Origin of the sequence: Variovorax sp. N23 (assembly GCF_025486315.1) — a bacterium.
Taxonomy (GTDB): domain Bacteria; phylum Pseudomonadota; class Gammaproteobacteria; order Burkholderiales; family Burkholderiaceae_C; genus Variovorax.
The window spans coordinates 60,110-74,911 of the sequence record NZ_JAOOPY010000012.1; the positions used below are offsets into that span (position 1 = coordinate 60,110).

Genomic DNA, 14,802 nt, shown 5'->3' on the forward strand with positions numbered 1-14,802 from the left:
GCCACGAAGGCGGGGAAGGGTCTGCGGGACCTGATCTGCGGTCGCGGGCGAACGGATGGGGCGATCGCGGTGTGAAACAATACCGCGGCCCTCAACTCGCCAGCAGCTCACGGAATGGAAAAGGAAGTCGACCCCCAGGTCCTCAAGGTCATCGATGAAAAGCGCCTGTCGGGGCCTCGGCTGACGCCGGTCGAGATCGTCGCGAAAATGGGGGTGTTCGACGCGCGCGACAAGCCCTTTGAATACGCCTGGCTGGCGACCGGCGACATCGTCATCGCCACCGTCTGGGCCGAGTACATCGGCGTGGGCGCCGGCGGGCGCTGGTTCATGCTCGAGTCGCTGGACACCCAGCAGCGCGCCGGTGGCGGTGCGCGTAATGCCAACCAGTCCCAGCGCGCCAAGGACCGGCTCGAACTGCTCAAGAAGACCTTCGATGCCGGCCAGGGTTTTCGTGCCGTGCTGCAGACCAACCGCATCGCGATCGCTGAGGTGGAGAGCAGCAAGAACTCCAAGGTGTCCACGCGTGTGCGCGATGACGAGGAATGGCATGTGGCCGCCTGGGAGCCCGACCGGAAACTCGCGGTGCTGGTGCGCGGCCCGCGGGGCTGGCTGCCGACCGATGCCGAGCTGGTGGCCGCCCGCGCACGGGGCAGCATGCCCGACGACGGCAACACGGCACCGTCGATGTCCGGGCAGGCCTCGCCGGACGAGGTCCACGCGGCGGCGCTCAACTACGTGATGCGGCATTTCAACGGCTATGGCTACAAGACCGAACAGGTCACCGGCCAGGGCCTCGGCTATGACCTCGAGGTGCTCGACAAGAAGGGTGCGACCTTGCTCAAGGTGGCCGTCAAGGGCACGTCCAGCAGCGTGACGAAGATTCGCCTGTCCGACGAAGAGCGTGCGGGTTCTACGCGCGAGGTGCTGTGGCGCATGCTGGTGGTGTCCGATGCGCTCACGGCGTCGCCGACGCACAAGATCTACAAGCCTACAGAAGTGACGAACGCACCGGGTTTCGAGGCCTGAGGCCGCGGCGTTACAGCTTCAAATCACAATCCGTGACAAACTGCAGGGCAGGCAGGCGTAGGCCACTTGGCGGATGTTTTTCTCGGCCAATTGCCGACTACGATTCCGTCCATGGCCTCTCCCGATCCCGATACTTCTGAATTCGCTGCGCTGCTGGATTTCGTGGCCACCGGAGGCCGTGCTCGCGATCAGCTCAAATCCACGCAGAACGCCGAGCAACTCGCGGCGCAGATGCTCGCGCCGCGCGCGCGCGCCATGACGACCGCACTGCTCACCATCGCCAAGGCGGTGCTCGGCGGACGCCCCCACTGAAATCAGGGAGCGCCCGCGCGCTGCGCATCAGCGTGCCGGTGCGGGAATCGGCGTGACGGTTTCGCGGATCACGCCGCCGCCCAGCACGCTGCCTTCCGTCGATGACATCCCCGTCCCTTTGACGCGCGCCTCGCAGGCGGCCCGGTCGGCCATCGGCTGCAATCCGCAGCGCGCCAGCGCGTTCTGCTCGTAGTCGCTCGGGGACGCGCTGGTCAGGCCGTTGCGCCGCGCCTCCTGCCTGGCCGCACCGGCCTCGCGCAGGCAGGCCGCGCGATCTTGCATGACGCCGTCGCAGGCCATGAGCATGGGTGCCGCCGGGCGGCCTGCTGTGCTCTGCGCGAAGACGGCCGGCGTGCCGGCCAGTGCGCCGGCGGCGCACGCAATGAGACCGAGGGTTCGGATCGAACGGATCATGGGAGGGCTCCTGTCGCTCGTGACGACCGTGCCGCCGGCCGGCGCCGCGAGGAGCGGCGGCATCGACCGATGGCACGAAGAGCCCACGATGGACGCAGCGGCCGTGACCGGTTGCGGGACACCAGGGCGAGATGGGCGCGCGCAGAGCGTCAATCGGTGTGGGACAGGTCTTGCACCCGCCCGGCCGGGGCGGGCGGTCGGGCGGCGTTTTCGGCGCTCAGCCGGCCGCGATGCGCTGCGCCAGGTGCGCCAGCGCTTCCTCGACCTGGTCGACCAGGATGAGCGACAGGTCGCCCGGCTGCAGTCGTTCCAGCGCCCGGTCGATGGCGACGAACTCGCCCCGGATCTCTTCGATGTGCCGCGTGCGTCCGGCGCCCTGGAGGCCCTGGCGCAGCAGGGCCATCACCTCGCCGTCGGCACGGCCGCGCTGGGCCGCGTCCTGGTAGAGGATCACGTCGTCGAAGGCTTCGCCGAGGATGGCCGTCTGGTCGCGGATGTCGCAGTCGCGCCGGTCGCCGGCCCCGCTGATCACCACCGAGCGCTTCTGTGCCGGCAGCGTGTCGACGGCGGCCACTAGCGCCTTCATGGCATCGGTGTTGTGGCCGTAGTCGGCGATCACCGTCGCGCCGCGGTACGCCATCATGTTGAAGCGGCCCGGCACGCCGGCCGCGTCGTTCTTGAAGCTGGAGAGGCCGCTGCGGATCGTGTCCCAGTCCAGGCCCACGGCCCAGGCCGCGGCGGTGGCGGCCATCACGTTCTCGACCTGGAAGGGCAGGCTGCCGTTGCGGGTGATCGGCACGTCGCGCAGCGGCACGCGCTCGCGCCACGAGCCCTCGGCGGCGATCAGCGCATCGCGGTCGATGTAGACGGTGCGCTTGCCCTGCGCGCGGTGCGTGGCCATCACCGGGTGCTGGCGGTCGGCGGCGAAGAAGATGACGTGGCCGGGGCAGGTGGCCGCCATCGCCGCGACGTTCGCGTCGGCGGCGTTGAGCACGGCGTAGCCATGGTCGGCCACGTTGCGCACGATCACGCGCTTGAGCACCGCGAGGTCTTCGACCGTGGTGATGTAGTTCAGCCCCAGGTGGTCGCCGCTGCCGATGTTGGTGACCACCGCCACCTGGCAGCGGTCGAAGCCCAGGCCCTCGCGCAGCACGCCGCCGCGCGCCACCTCGAACACCGCGGCATCGACCTCCGGGTGCAGCAGCACGTTGCGCGCGCTCTTGGGGCCGCTGCAGTCGCCGCTGTCGGTCTGGCGGCCGTCGACCCACACGCCGTCGGTGTTGGTCATGCCGGTGCGCAGGCCGCTGGAGGCCAGGAGGTGGTTGATCAGGCGCGCCGTGGTGGTCTTGCCGTTGGTGCCGGTGACGGCGACGACCGGGATGCGCCCGTCGTCGCCCGGCGCGTACAGCGTGTCCATCACCGCCTCGCCGACCGCACGGCCGCGGCCGAAGGAAGGCGAGATGTGCATGCGCAGGCCCGGCGCGGCGTTGACCTCGACCACGCCCCCGTGCTGCTCTTCCAGCGGGCGCAGCACGTTCTCGCAGACCATGTCGACGCCGCAGATGTGCAGGCCGACCATCTGCGCGGCGTCGACCGCGCGCGCCGCGACCTCGGGGTGCACGGTGTCGGTCACGTCGGTGGCCGTGCCGCCGGTCGACAGGTTTGCGTTGTTGCGCAGCACCACGCGCTGGCCGCGCGCGGGCACGCTGTCGGGCGTGAGGCCCTGCGCCTCGAGCCGGCCGATGGCGATGTCGTCGAGCCGGATCTTCGTGAGCGAGGTGGCGTGCCCTTCGCCGCGGCGCGGGTCGAGGTTGACCGTGTCGACCAGCTGGCGCACGGTGCTCGTGCCGTCGCCGATCACCTGCGGCGGGTCGCGGCGGGCCGCCGCCACCAGCCGGTCGCCCACCACGAGCAGGCGGTAGTCGAAGCCCGGCAGGAATTTCTCGACCATGACTTCACCGTAGGCCGCTGCGGAGTCGAAGGCGGCGTGGAGCTGCTCGCGCGTCACGATGTTGACCGTCACGCCCTTGCCCTGGTTGCCGTCCTGCGGCTTCACCACCACGGGCAGACCGATCTCCATCGCGGCGGCCCAGGCGTCGTCGGCGTCGCTCACCGGCCGGCCCAGCGGCACCGGCACGCCGGCGGCGTTGAGCAGTTGCTTGGTGAGCTCCTTGTCCTGCGCGATGGCCTCGGCCACGCCGCTGGTGCTGTCGACCTCGGCCGCCTGGATGCGGCGCTGGCGCGAGCCCCAGCCGAACTGCACCAGACTGCCGCGCGTGAGGCGGCGGTACGGAATGCCGCGCGCCACGGCCGCGTCGACGATCGAGCCGGTGCTCGGGCCGAGCCGCTCGGATTCGTCCAGGTCGCGCAGCTCGGCGAGCGCCGCCTGTGCGTCGAAGGCGCCGTCGTTCAAGGCGGCGCCGATCAGTTCGGTGGCCAGTGCGATCGCGCGGCGGCCGACCGCCTCTTCGCAGTACTGCACCACGACCTGGTACACGCCGTCTTCCAGCGTGCGCGTGGTGCGCCCGAAGATCACGCTGCAGCCGCTCTGCGACTGCAGCGCCAGCGCGGCGTTCTCCAGCACGTGCGCCAGCGCCAGCGGCTGGCCGAGCACCATGGGGTGCAGCTCGCCGATGGTCGGGAACAGCGCGCGCAGACGCGCCTCGAAGCCGGGCAGCTGCTCGATGGCGTTCTCGTGGCCAGGGCACGCGACGACCGCCTCGATGGCGGTGTGGCGGCTCCAGAGATTGGGCCCGCGCAGGGCGCGGATGCGGGTGACTTCCATGCTATTGGCTCCCCCCCGATGGCGTAAAGGCCCTCCCCCCCAGGGGGGCGCAGCCAGCGGCCCGGCAAAGCCGGTTCCGCGGCTGCCCACGAACGGAGGCGCCAAGGGTCAGAGAATTCATGCGTTGAGTTGGTGAGATTGAAGAGCCTGGCTCTGCGACAGCTGGAGCGACGCGAGCGCGGCCTGCAGGTCGGCCTCGAAAGCCTCCGCGCCGGCGCCGATCAGGTTCAGCGGAATGCCCAGCGCCCAGCCGGCGGCGACCGCGGCAAGCAGCACGTCGAGGCTCACGCCGACATGCGTGGCGCGCCACACGGTGAGCCGGCCGAGGCCCGGCAGGAAGGATTCGCTGCTGCCGTTGGCCAGCACCACGCGGTCCTGCCGCACCAGCACGGCCTTGCCGCCGGCGGCCTGGTGGGCCGTCAGCGCCGGCGCGCCGGCCTCCGACGCATAGAGGATGACCGCGCCGTCGCACAGCGGCGCCAGGCCGGCCACGCGCGGGTCCATGGCGTTCAGCACGGCGGTGCCCTCGGGCAGCACCACATCGACCTGCGTGCGCAGCACCTTCACCATCTGGTCGCTCTCGGCGATGTCGAATTCGGCGAGCGCCTCGAAGCCGTCGAGGTCGGTCACGATGCCGACCTGGCAGCGGTCGTAGGCCAGGCCGTCGCGCAGGATCGACGCGGCGCCGTTCTCGATGACCACGGCCTGCACGGCGCGGTTGACCAGCAGCCGATGCCCGGCGTCCCAGCTCGCGCTGGGGCGTGCATCGACGCGGCGGCGTTCGAGGAACAGGCCGTCGCCGCAGGCCAGGCCGGTGTGGCGCCCGCCCAGGCCGGTCAGCCACGCGACCAGGCGGGCCAGCACGGCGGTGTCGCGCGAACCGGCCACGCCCACGACCGGGATGCGACCGGCCGGGCCGTCGTCGTCGGCCAGTGGGAACAGGTGGTCGCAGATGGCGCGGCCCACCGGGCGTGGCGAGCCCACGGCGGGCTTCAGGTGCATCAGCAGGCCGGGGCCGGCATTGACTTCGACGATGGCGCCGCGCTGCGCTGCCAGCGGGCGGGAGATGTCTTCGGCCACCAGGTCGATGCCGGCGATGTCGAGTCCCACGATGCGCGCGGCGAGCACCGCCGCGTGCGCCACTTCGGGGTGGACCTGGTCGGTGCAGTCGACGCTCAGATTGCCGTTGCGCTGGATCGTCACGACGCGGCCCTTGGCCGGCACCGCCGCACCGTCGAGGTCCTGGCGCTTCAGCTCGAGCTGGAGCTTGGCGTCGGTCGCGAGGTCGATCACGTCGAGCGGGAATTCCTCTTCGGCGCCGCGGCGCGGGTCGCTGTTGAGCTGACTGTCGATCAGCGCCGCGACGGTCGAGGTGCCGTCGCCGGTCACGGTGATGATGTCGCCGCGCGCGGCCGCGACCACCTGGCCGCCGACCACCAGCAGGCGGTGCTCATGGCCGCGCACGAAGCGCTCGACCATCACGTCGCTGCCTTCGGGCTCGGCCACGGCGAAGGCGGCCATCACCTCATCACGCGTCGTCAGTTCGAGCGACACGCCGCGGCCGTGGTTGGCGTCCGACGGCTTCACGACCACCGGCAGGCCGATGTCCTCGGCCGCTTCCCAGGCTTCTTCGGCGCTCTCGACCACCTGGCCTTCGGGCACCGGCACGCCGCAGCTCTGCAGCAGCGACTTGGTCAGCTCCTTGTCGCTGGCGATCGATTCGCCGATGGCGCTGGTGTGGTCGGTCTCTGCGGTCCAGATGCGCTGCTGCGCCGCACCATAGCCCAGCTGCACCAGGTTGCCGCTGTTGAGCCGCATGTGCGGGATGCCGCGGTCGGCGGCGGCGCCGACGATGCAGGCGGTGCTCGGGCCGAGGTAGCAGTCCTCGACCTTGGCCTTGACCGCATCGACCGCGCGCTGCACGTCGGCGGCGTCGAAGGGCGCGTCGTTGATGGCGGCCATCAGCAGGCGGTGGCCCTCGGCCAGCGCGGCGCGCGCGACCTGCTCGTCGCGGGCGCGGAAGACCATGCGGTAGACGGCGTGCTTCGATGTGCTGCGGGTTTGCCCGAAGCCGGTCGGCATGCCGGCCAGGTTGAGCAGTTCGATCACGACATGCTCCAGCACATGGCCGGCCCAGGTGCCCTCGTTCAGCCGCTGGATGAAACCGCCACGTTCGCCGACGCCGCAGTGGTGCTCGATGAGCGCCGGCAGCAGCGCCGTCAGGCGGGCGGTGAAGCCGGGGATGAGGTTGGAGGGGAAATCCTCCAGCTGGCCCAGGTCGAGCCAGACCTCGAGCACCGGCCGGTAGGTCCAGAGGTTGGGGCCGCGCAGATAGCGCGTGCGCAGCAGGCGGATGTCGTCGAAACGGGTCATGGAAACGTTCGTGGTGCTGGGGTCGAGCACGCGGGCGCCTTCAGGCGCGCCCATGGCGATGGATCAGAATCGGCGCCCGGCGGGCGCCTTCACGCGGCCTGCGACGGGTCAGAGACACAGAAACACAATGCAACATCACGATCCAGTCAGGACCCCGGAGGGCGAAGCGGGAACGGCTCCAGACGCGCTGAAAAGCCGGCTTACAGCCGCCGAAAACGTTCTGGCCACGCTCGCGGTTGACCTCGACGCGGAACTTCGCTTTGCCGACGGCCTGCTGGCCCTGACCGACCGGCAGCTGCTCAGCCAGGGGCCGGATGGCATGTGGCGTGAGTGGGCGCTTGCAGCCGGCGACCTGGCCTTGCGTCTGAGCGACCATGCCGGCGTGGGGACGCTCGACCTGTGGGGGCCGCAGGGCCAGCTCGCGCGCTGGCGATTCACCCTGGCACAGCAACCGGCGGCGCTGCGCCTGCTCAAGCTGTTCGACCAGCGTGCCGCCGGTGCGGCCCGCCCCGTGCCGACCGAGGGGGACGAGCCGCTGGGCCCCGAGCCCGAACTGCCGCCGCCGCCTTCGACCTGGGTGCTGCTGCGGCTCGGCCGCTTCGCCAGGCCCTACCGCAAGCAGCTCATCGCCGGCTTCCTGCTCACGCTGGCCTCGACCGCCGCGACGCTGGTGCCGCCGTACCTGACGATCCCGTTGATGGACGACATCCTGATCCCGTTCCAGAACGGCCAGCAGATCCCGGTCGGCAAGGTCGTGATGTTCCTCGCCGCCTTGCTGGCCGCCGCGCTCACCGGCTGGGCGCTCGGCTGGGCGCGCACCTACCTGCTGGCGCTGGTGTCCGAGCGCATCGGCGCCGACCTGCGCACCACCACCTACGAGCACCTGCTGACGCTGCCGCTGGACTACTTCGGCGGCAAGCGCACCGGCGACCTGATGTCGCGCATCGGCTCCGAGACCGACCGCATCAACGTGTTCCTGTCGCTGCACGCGCTCGACTTCCTCACCGACGTGCTGATGATCGTGATGACCGCCGTCATCCTCGTGTCGATCAACCCGCTGCTGGCGGTCGTCACGCTGGTGCCGCTGCCCTTCATCGCGTGGATGATCCATGTCGTGCGCGACCGCCTGCGCACCGGCTTCGAGAAGATCGACCGCGTGTGGAGCGAGGTGACCAACGTGCTGGCCGACACCATCCCCGGCATCCGCGTGGTGAAGGCCTTCGCGCAGGAGAAGCGCGAGGCCGACCGCTTCCACGCCGCCAATGCCTACAACCTGCAGGTCAACGACAAGCTCAACAAGACCTGGTCGCTCTTCACGCCCAGCGTGTCGCTGCTCACCGAGATCGGCCTGCTGGTGGTGTGGGGCTTCGGCATCTGGCAGGTGGCGCGCGGCCGCATCACGGTCGGTGTGCTCACCGCCTTCATCGCCTACATCGGCCGCTTCTACACGCGGCTCGATTCGATGAGCCGCATCGTGTCGGTCACGCAGAAGGCCGCGGCCGGCGCCAAGCGCATCTTCGACATCCTCGACCATGTGAGCAACGTGCCCGAGCCCGTGAATCCGGTGAAGGTCGGCCGCGTGTCGGGCCGCATCGAGATGAAGGACGTGGGCTTCCGCTACGGATCGCGCGCCGTCATCCGCGACCTCGACCTGGCCATCGAGCCGGGCGAGATGATCGGCCTGGTCGGCCACAGCGGCTCGGGCAAGAGCACGCTGGTCAACCTGATCTGCCGCTTCTACGACGTGACCGACGGCGCCATCCTCGTCGACGGCACCGACATCCGCCGCTTCGCCGTGGCCGACTACCGGCGCCACGTCGGCCTGGTGCTGCAGGAGCCCTTCCTCTTCTTCGGCACCATCGCGCAGAACATCGCCTACGGCAAGCCGGATGCCACGCGCGAGGAGATCGTCGCCGCCGCGCGCGCCGCGCATGCGCACGACTTCATCCTGCGGCTCGCGCACGGCTACGACTCGCTCGTCGGCGAACGTGGACAGGGGCTCTCGGGCGGCGAGCGCCAGCGCATCAGCATCGCGCGCGCGCTGCTGATCGACCCGCGCATCCTGATCCTCGACGAGGCCACCTCGGCGGTCGACACCGAGACCGAGAAGGAGATCCAGAAGGCGCTCGACAACCTCGTGAAGGGCCGCACCACCATCGCCATCGCGCACCGCCTGTCGACGCTGCGCAAGGCCGATCGGCTGGTCGTGATGGACCGCGGCGAGATCGTCGAGGTCGGCCCGCACGACGCGCTGATGGCCAAGGAGGGCGCGTACTGGCGGCTCTACCAGGCGCAGCTGCGGCAGGCCGATGAAGACGCCAGCGATGGCGCCGTGGTCGAGCGCTCCGGGGTCGCGGTCGCCCTGAGCAACCATGCGGCGCATCCCGCAGGAGACGCGTGATGCAGATCGACTTCCAACTCGAACGCGATGCCTTCGGCCGCCTGGTGCTGATCGATGCAGAGGGTCAGCGCCACGAAGGCATCGTGCCGGTGCGTGCCTTTCCATTGAGCGCGCCCGGCGAGGGGCTGTCGCTGGTCGGCGCCGACGGGCGCGAGTGCGTGTGGGTCGACCGCATCGACGCACTGCCCGCGGCAACGCGCACGCTGCTCGACGCCGAACTCGCCGCACGCGACTTCGCGCCGACGCTCTTGAAGCTGCACAAGGTGTCGAGCTTCGGCGTGCCGAGCACCTGGCAGGTGAGCACCGACCGCGGCGAGACCAGCTTCGTGCTCAAGGCGGAGGAAGACATCCGGCGGCTGGACGGTGGCGCGCTGCTCATCGCGAGCGCGCATGGCGTGCAGTTCCGCATCCCCGATGTGAAGGCGCTGGACCGCGCATCGCGCAAGCTGCTGGAGCGTTTCCTGTAGCTGCGAAACTCGGGCGTCTGCTTCAAGGAACACGCCCATGCACACCACCGCCCTCGTCCTCTTCTCCGGCGGGCAGGACTCGACCACCTGCCTGGCCGATGCGCTGTCGCGCTACGAGCGCGTCGAGACGCTGGGTTTCGAGTACGGCCAGCGCCATCGCATCGAGATGGACGTTCGCCACACGGTGCGCACGCAACTGCGCGAGCGTTTTCCCGCGTGGGCGCCGCGGCTCGGCGACGACCACCTGCTGAACGTCGATTCACTCTCGCAGATCGGCGGATCGTCCCTCACCGACGAGGTCGCCTTCGCGATGCAGGCCGATGGCCTGCCCAACACCTTCGTGCCGGGGCGCAACCTGCTGTTCCTCACGCTGGCGGGCGCGCTGGCGTACCGGCGCGGGCTGCAGGTGATCGTCACCGGCGTCTGCGAGACCGACTATTCCGGCTACCCCGATTGCCGCGACGACACGATGAAGGCGATGCAGCTCGCGCTGTCGCTGGGCCTGGACCGCCGGCTCGTCATCGAGACGCCGCTGATGTGGATCGACAAGGCGCAGACCTGGGCGATGGCGCACCGACTCGGCGGCGACGCGCTCGTCGACCTCATCGTCGAAGAAACCCACACCTGCTACCAGGGCGACCGCACGCAGCGGCACGCCTGGGGCTACGGCTGCGGTGCGTGCCCGGCCTGCGAACTGCGCGCCGCGGGGTGGGCGCGCTACGTGGACGCGACCGTGTAGCGCGCCGCGGCGCCCTCGGTCGACGGCACCAGGGTCCAGCGCTTGTCGTGGAAGGCGCCGACCGAGGCGCGGTGCGCGATCGACACCATGGCGCCGCCTGCGGCCTTGGCATCCGCCGACAGTCGGCGGTAGAGCGTCTCTTCGGCTTTTGCGTCGAGCGCGCTGGTGGCCTCGTCGGCAAACAGCCAGCGCGGCTTGCGCAGCAGCACGCGTGCGATCGCCAGGCGCTGTTGCTCGCCGCCCGAGAGCTTCTGGCTCCAGGTGTCGGTATCGTCGAGCCGGTCGGCCAGCGCCGGCAGCAGCGCGTCGTCGAGGGCGGACCGCAGTTGCGCGTCGTCGTAGTCGGTGGCCGGGCGCGGGTACGCGAGCGCATCGCGCAGGCGGCCGTCCGGCACATACGGTCGCTGCGGAATGAACATCGCATCCTCGGGCAGTGCAACGTGTCCTTTGGCAAAGGGCCAGATGCCGGCGAAGGTGCGAAACAGCGTCGACTTGCCGCTGCCCGACGGGCCCTGCAGCAGCACGGTGTCCCCGGGGGCGAGCGTGAGTGCCGTGTGCTGCATCAGCAGCGTGCCGTCGGGCAGGGCGACGTCGAGATCGGCGACACGCAGGCCGTCCATTTTCCCGGTGTCGCGTGACAGCGCGGGCGACGCGTCGGCGTGGGCGCGCATCGCGGCATCGAAGGTGGTCAGCCGGTCCGCGGTGGCGCGCCAGACGGCCACGCGGTCGTAGTTGTCGACGAACCAGCTGAGCGAATCCTGCACGCGGCCGAAGGCCGAGTTCACTTGCATCAGCTGGCCCAGCTGGATGGCCCCGCTGAAGAAGCGCGGCGCCTGCACGATGAAGGCGAAGATCACCGATGCCTGGCCGAACGAGGCGGTGAAGGCGACCAGATTCTTCTGCGCCTTGATCAGCTGCAGGTAGTTCTTCAGCACGGCGCCGAAGCGCAGGTCGAGCTGCCCGTGCTCGACCTTCTCGCCGCGGTCCAGTGCGATCGCTTCACTGTATTCGCGCACCCGCACCAGGTGGTGCCGGAAGTCGGCCTCGTAGCGCTGCTGCTGAAAGTTCAGCCCGATCAGCGGCCGGCCGATCAGGTGCGTGATGGTGGTGCCGATGGCGCAGTAGATCAGTGCGATCCACACCATCGAGCCCGGTACGGTGAACGCGTGGCCGCCGAGGGTGAAGCTGGCCGTTCCGCTTTCGACCCAGAGGATGCCGATGAAGCTGACGAGCGTGACCACTGCGTTGAGCAGCCCCATCGACAGCGTCATCGTGTAGTCGGTGAACATCTGCATGTCCTCCTGGATGCGCTGGTCGGGGTTGTCCGGCGTCGGCGCAGCACCACCGGGCGTCGCGTAGCGCGCGAGTTCCAGCCGGTAGAAGGTGTGGTCGGCCATCCATCGGCCGAGGTAGTTGCGCGTCATCCACGCGCGCCAGCGCATCTGCAGGATCTGCGTGAGATAGAACTTGAGGATCGCGATGACGATGAAGCCGGCAGCGATCCAGCAGAACACGCCGATCTCGCGCCAGAAGACGGCCTGGTCCTTGTTCTGCAGCGCGTCGTAGAAGCGGCCGAACCACTGGTTGTTGAGCACCAGCATGTAGACCGCCAGGAGATTCAGCACGACGATGGTCGCGAGCAGCACTCGCGCCTTCCACTTCTCCTCGGAGCGGAAGTACGGCGCGGCGAGCTTTCCGATGCGGCGAAGGGTGTCGAGGAACGAGGCGGATCGCGCGGGGTCGGACATCGGTATGCAGTCATCGTGGGCGCCTTCGGGCGCGATGCGCAATCGTAGTCCCGACCCTCGCGGCTTCGCTTAGGGGCGGCTTAAGCCGTCGCTCAGAGGTCGCCCAGTCCGAGCGCCGGGTCGCTCACCGTGTGCTTGCCGGTTTCGACACGGCCGGCGAAACGGCGCTGGTAGCTCGTGTCGCTGTCACAGCTCACGACGAAGTCGTACCACTGGCCGCTGTCGGCGAGGTTCCAGTGCTGGTCGACCGAGCCGCCCGCAGGCACCGTGACGGTCCACGGGCCGTCGTTGCGGTAGGCCTTGGCCCGCACCGAGAAGGTCGCCGGCTTCTGGCCCGCATTCATCATCGTGAGGTAGACGTTGCCGTTGGCGATGTCGTAGCAGACGCGAACTTCCGGCGATGGCGCACCGGTGGCACGCAGCGTGGTCAGGTCGCCCTTGAAGCTGCGGTGGAAGCCGTTCGGGCCGAGCACCCACAGGTCGTAGCGGCCGGCGTCGTCGGCCATCGCGGCCCAGCTGTCGTCGAGGGTCTTGCCCGGTTCCACCATGAAGCGGCGCGGCAGGCGGTTCAGGTGCAGCTGGTCGTAGACGTGGAACACGGCGGCGGCCTTGCCGGTGTTGGCGAACAGCAGGCGCATCGTGCCGGCCACGGTGTCGCTGCGCGCGCTCACGTGCAGTTCGTAGGGGAGCGCGCGCGACGGCCGCGTGCCGGTGGCCTGGCGCGGCAGCAGCTGCGTCGCAGGCGGCGCAAGCTGTGCCAGCGCCTCCTGCTGCGTGCGCAGCGTGTCGGCCTCGGTCTTGCTCTTGCGGCCGGTCAGCACCGGCAGCTGCTCGGCGTTGGGCGTCGCGAAGTTGAAGGCACTGGTGAGGTCGCCGCAGACCGCGCGGCGGAACGGGCTGATGTTCGGCTCCTGCACGCCGAAACGGGTCTCGAGGAAGCGCAGCACGGAGGTGTGGTCGAACACCTGCGAGTTCACCCAGCCGCCGCGGCTCCAGGGCGAGATGACGAACATCGGCACGCGCGGGCCGGGGCCGTACACGCGGCCATCGGGGATCGGCTGGCTGGTGCTGCCGACCGGCGCCGGATGGTTGAAGTACTCGGCCGACAGGTCGGCGGCCTGCATCGTGGTCTTGCCCGCGTAACCGCCGCTGCCGTCCGGTGAGGGGGCGGAGGGCGAAGGCACGTGGTCGAAGTAGCCGTCGTTCTCGTCGAAGTTCACGAGCAGCACCGTCTTGCTCCACACCTCGGGCACGGCGGTCAGCGCATCGAGCACCTCCTGCAGGAACCAGGCACCTTGGACCGGCGTCGAGGGCCCGGGGTGCTCGCAGTAGATCGATGGCGCATTGAGCCATGACACGTCGGGCAGTTTGCCCTCGCGGATGTCGCGCCTGAAGGCATCCAGATATTGCTCGGGTTGCGTCCCCGGCAGGGTGTTGGCGATGCCCTTGTACAGCGGGTTCGCCGCGTTGTCCGTGGCCGGGTCGTAAGCCTTGTACGGCAAGGCCTGGCCGGTGTTCGCATAGGCGCTGTTGGGGGCGCCGCCACTCGACACCGGGAAGCCCGAGGCGATGTTGGCCTGGCGAAACGTCCGGAAGGCACCGAGCATGTTGTCGCCCCATTCGTCGGGCATGTTCTGGTAGCTGATCCAGCGCACGCCTGCTTCTTCCAGGCGCTCGGCATACGTCTTCCACGTGTAGCCCCGGTTGGCGGTGGCCGGCTGGCCGTCGATCCAGTCCCATTCGTTGTTCACGAACGCCGTGCCGGCGGGCATGGCGCCGTTGGTGCCCGTGAGGTGGAAGGAGCGGTTGGCGTCGGTGCCGGTGTGCATCGCGCAGTGGTACGCGTCGCACAGCGTGAACGCATTGGCCAGGGCGAACTGGAATGGGATCTCGGCTTCCTTGAAGTAGCCCATCGAAATCGGGTTCTTGTAGCGCGGCCACTGGTACATGCGCCCGCCGTCCCAGGCGTCCTGGCTGTCGGCCCATGCGTGCGGCGTGCCGTTGGCACGTTGCGCGTTGCCCTTGGCGCCGTCGAGGTGGAAGGGCAGGATCGGCTTGCCGTCGGCGTCGGCCTGCTGCCAGACGTTGAGACCCTTCTGCAGCGGGACGGTGAAGCGGTCGCCGAAACCACGCACGCCGCCCAGCGTGCCGAAGTAGTGGTCGAAGGCCCGGTTCTCCTGCATCAGGATCACGACGTGCTTGACGTCGTTGATCGTGCCGGTTTCGTTGTTGGCGGGGATGGCGAGCGCGCGGCGGATGGCAGGCGGGAAGGCGGCGAGCGTGGCGGCGGCGATGCCGGCCGAGGCGCCGCCGCGCAGGAAGTTGCGTCGTGAGGTCATGGGGCTTTGGAAAGGGAAACGGGTATCAGGGCGCGCAGCGCATCTCGGGCTTGACGCCCGTGTCCGGCGTCACCGGTTGGGTCGGGGGCGTCGGTGCGGGGGGCGTCGTGCCGCTGTCGCCGCCGCCGCAGGCGGCGAGCGTGCAGGTCAGGAGTGCGAGCACGAGGCAGCGCGATACGCGGACGGGAAGATGAGAGA

The 14,802-nt window shown here is 69.7% G+C and carries 11 protein-coding genes; 5 read left to right on the plus strand and 6 right to left on the minus strand.

Annotated features, from left to right (window positions below; translation table 11 throughout):
* The first annotated feature begins 114 nt into the window (after positions 1–114).
* Both N8A90_RS17835 and N8A90_RS17840 read left to right on the plus strand, forming a co-directional pair.
* Positions 115–1,026 carry a DUF3883 domain-containing protein gene (locus N8A90_RS17835; protein ID WP_262076332.1) on the plus strand — a complete coding sequence of 304 codons (912 nt, stop codon included), beginning with the start codon at positions 115–117 and terminating at the stop codon, positions 1,024–1,026.
* A gap of 111 nt (positions 1,027–1,137) precedes the next feature.
* Positions 1,138–1,338, plus strand: a complete 201-nt coding sequence (locus tag N8A90_RS17840) for a hypothetical protein (RefSeq protein ID WP_262076333.1) — start codon at positions 1,138–1,140, stop codon at positions 1,336–1,338.
* A 27-nt stretch (positions 1,339–1,365) separates the two neighbouring features.
* Here N8A90_RS17840 and N8A90_RS17845 read toward each other — a convergent pair whose 3' ends face one another.
* From N8A90_RS17845 to cphA (N8A90_RS17855), 3 genes are all read right to left on the minus strand, one after another.
* On the minus strand, positions 1,366–1,752 hold the full coding sequence (locus N8A90_RS17845; RefSeq protein WP_262076334.1) for a hypothetical protein: 387 nt from the start codon (positions 1,750–1,752) through the stop codon (positions 1,366–1,368).
* Between the two features lie 217 nt (positions 1,753–1,969).
* On the minus strand, positions 1,970–4,537 hold the full coding sequence (gene cphA, locus N8A90_RS17850) for a cyanophycin synthetase (protein ID WP_262076335.1): 2,568 nt from the start codon (positions 4,535–4,537) through the stop codon (positions 1,970–1,972).
* Between the two features lie 117 nt (positions 4,538–4,654).
* Positions 4,655–6,910, minus strand: coding sequence for a cyanophycin synthetase (gene cphA / locus N8A90_RS17855; RefSeq protein ID WP_262076337.1), 2,256 nt, complete (start codon positions 6,908–6,910; stop codon positions 4,655–4,657).
* Between the two features lie 127 nt (positions 6,911–7,037).
* Between cphA (N8A90_RS17855) and N8A90_RS17860 the strand changes: the two genes are divergently transcribed.
* From N8A90_RS17860 to queC, 3 genes are read left to right on the plus strand one after another with little or no spacing between them, the layout of a single operon-like run.
* Complete coding sequence (locus N8A90_RS17860; protein ID WP_262076339.1) at positions 7,038–9,311, plus strand: ABC transporter ATP-binding protein; 2,274 nt, start codon at positions 7,038–7,040, stop codon at positions 9,309–9,311.
* On the plus strand, positions 9,311–9,778 hold the full coding sequence (locus tag N8A90_RS17865) for a DUF1854 domain-containing protein (RefSeq protein ID WP_262076340.1): 468 nt from the start codon (positions 9,311–9,313) through the stop codon (positions 9,776–9,778). Before N8A90_RS17860 ends, N8A90_RS17865 begins: the two co-directional genes overlap by 1 nt.
* Positions 9,779–9,815: 37 nt before the next feature.
* Positions 9,816–10,517 carry a 7-cyano-7-deazaguanine synthase QueC gene (gene queC / locus N8A90_RS17870; RefSeq protein ID WP_262076342.1) on the plus strand — a complete coding sequence of 234 codons (702 nt, stop codon included), beginning with the start codon at positions 9,816–9,818 and terminating at the stop codon, positions 10,515–10,517.
* Here queC and N8A90_RS17875 read toward each other — a convergent pair.
* The 3 genes from N8A90_RS17875 to N8A90_RS17885 all read right to left on the minus strand — a co-directional run bounded on the left by N8A90_RS17875 (position 10,496) and on the right by N8A90_RS17885 (position 14,767).
* Positions 10,496–12,265: an ABC transporter ATP-binding protein/permease gene (locus N8A90_RS17875; protein ID WP_262076343.1), complete on the minus strand. Its 1,770-nt coding sequence runs from the start codon at positions 12,263–12,265 to the stop codon at positions 10,496–10,498. The genes queC and N8A90_RS17875 overlap by 22 nt on opposite strands.
* A 92-nt stretch (positions 12,266–12,357) precedes the next feature.
* Positions 12,358–14,604 (minus strand): phosphocholine-specific phospholipase C, encoded by a 2,247-nt coding sequence (locus N8A90_RS17880; protein WP_262076344.1) that lies wholly within the window; start codon positions 14,602–14,604, stop codon positions 12,358–12,360.
* Positions 14,605–14,629: 25 nt separating this feature from the next.
* On the minus strand, positions 14,630–14,767 hold the full coding sequence (locus N8A90_RS17885; protein ID WP_262076345.1) for a hypothetical protein: 138 nt from the start codon (positions 14,765–14,767) through the stop codon (positions 14,630–14,632).
* Positions 14,768–14,802 lie beyond the last annotated feature (35 nt).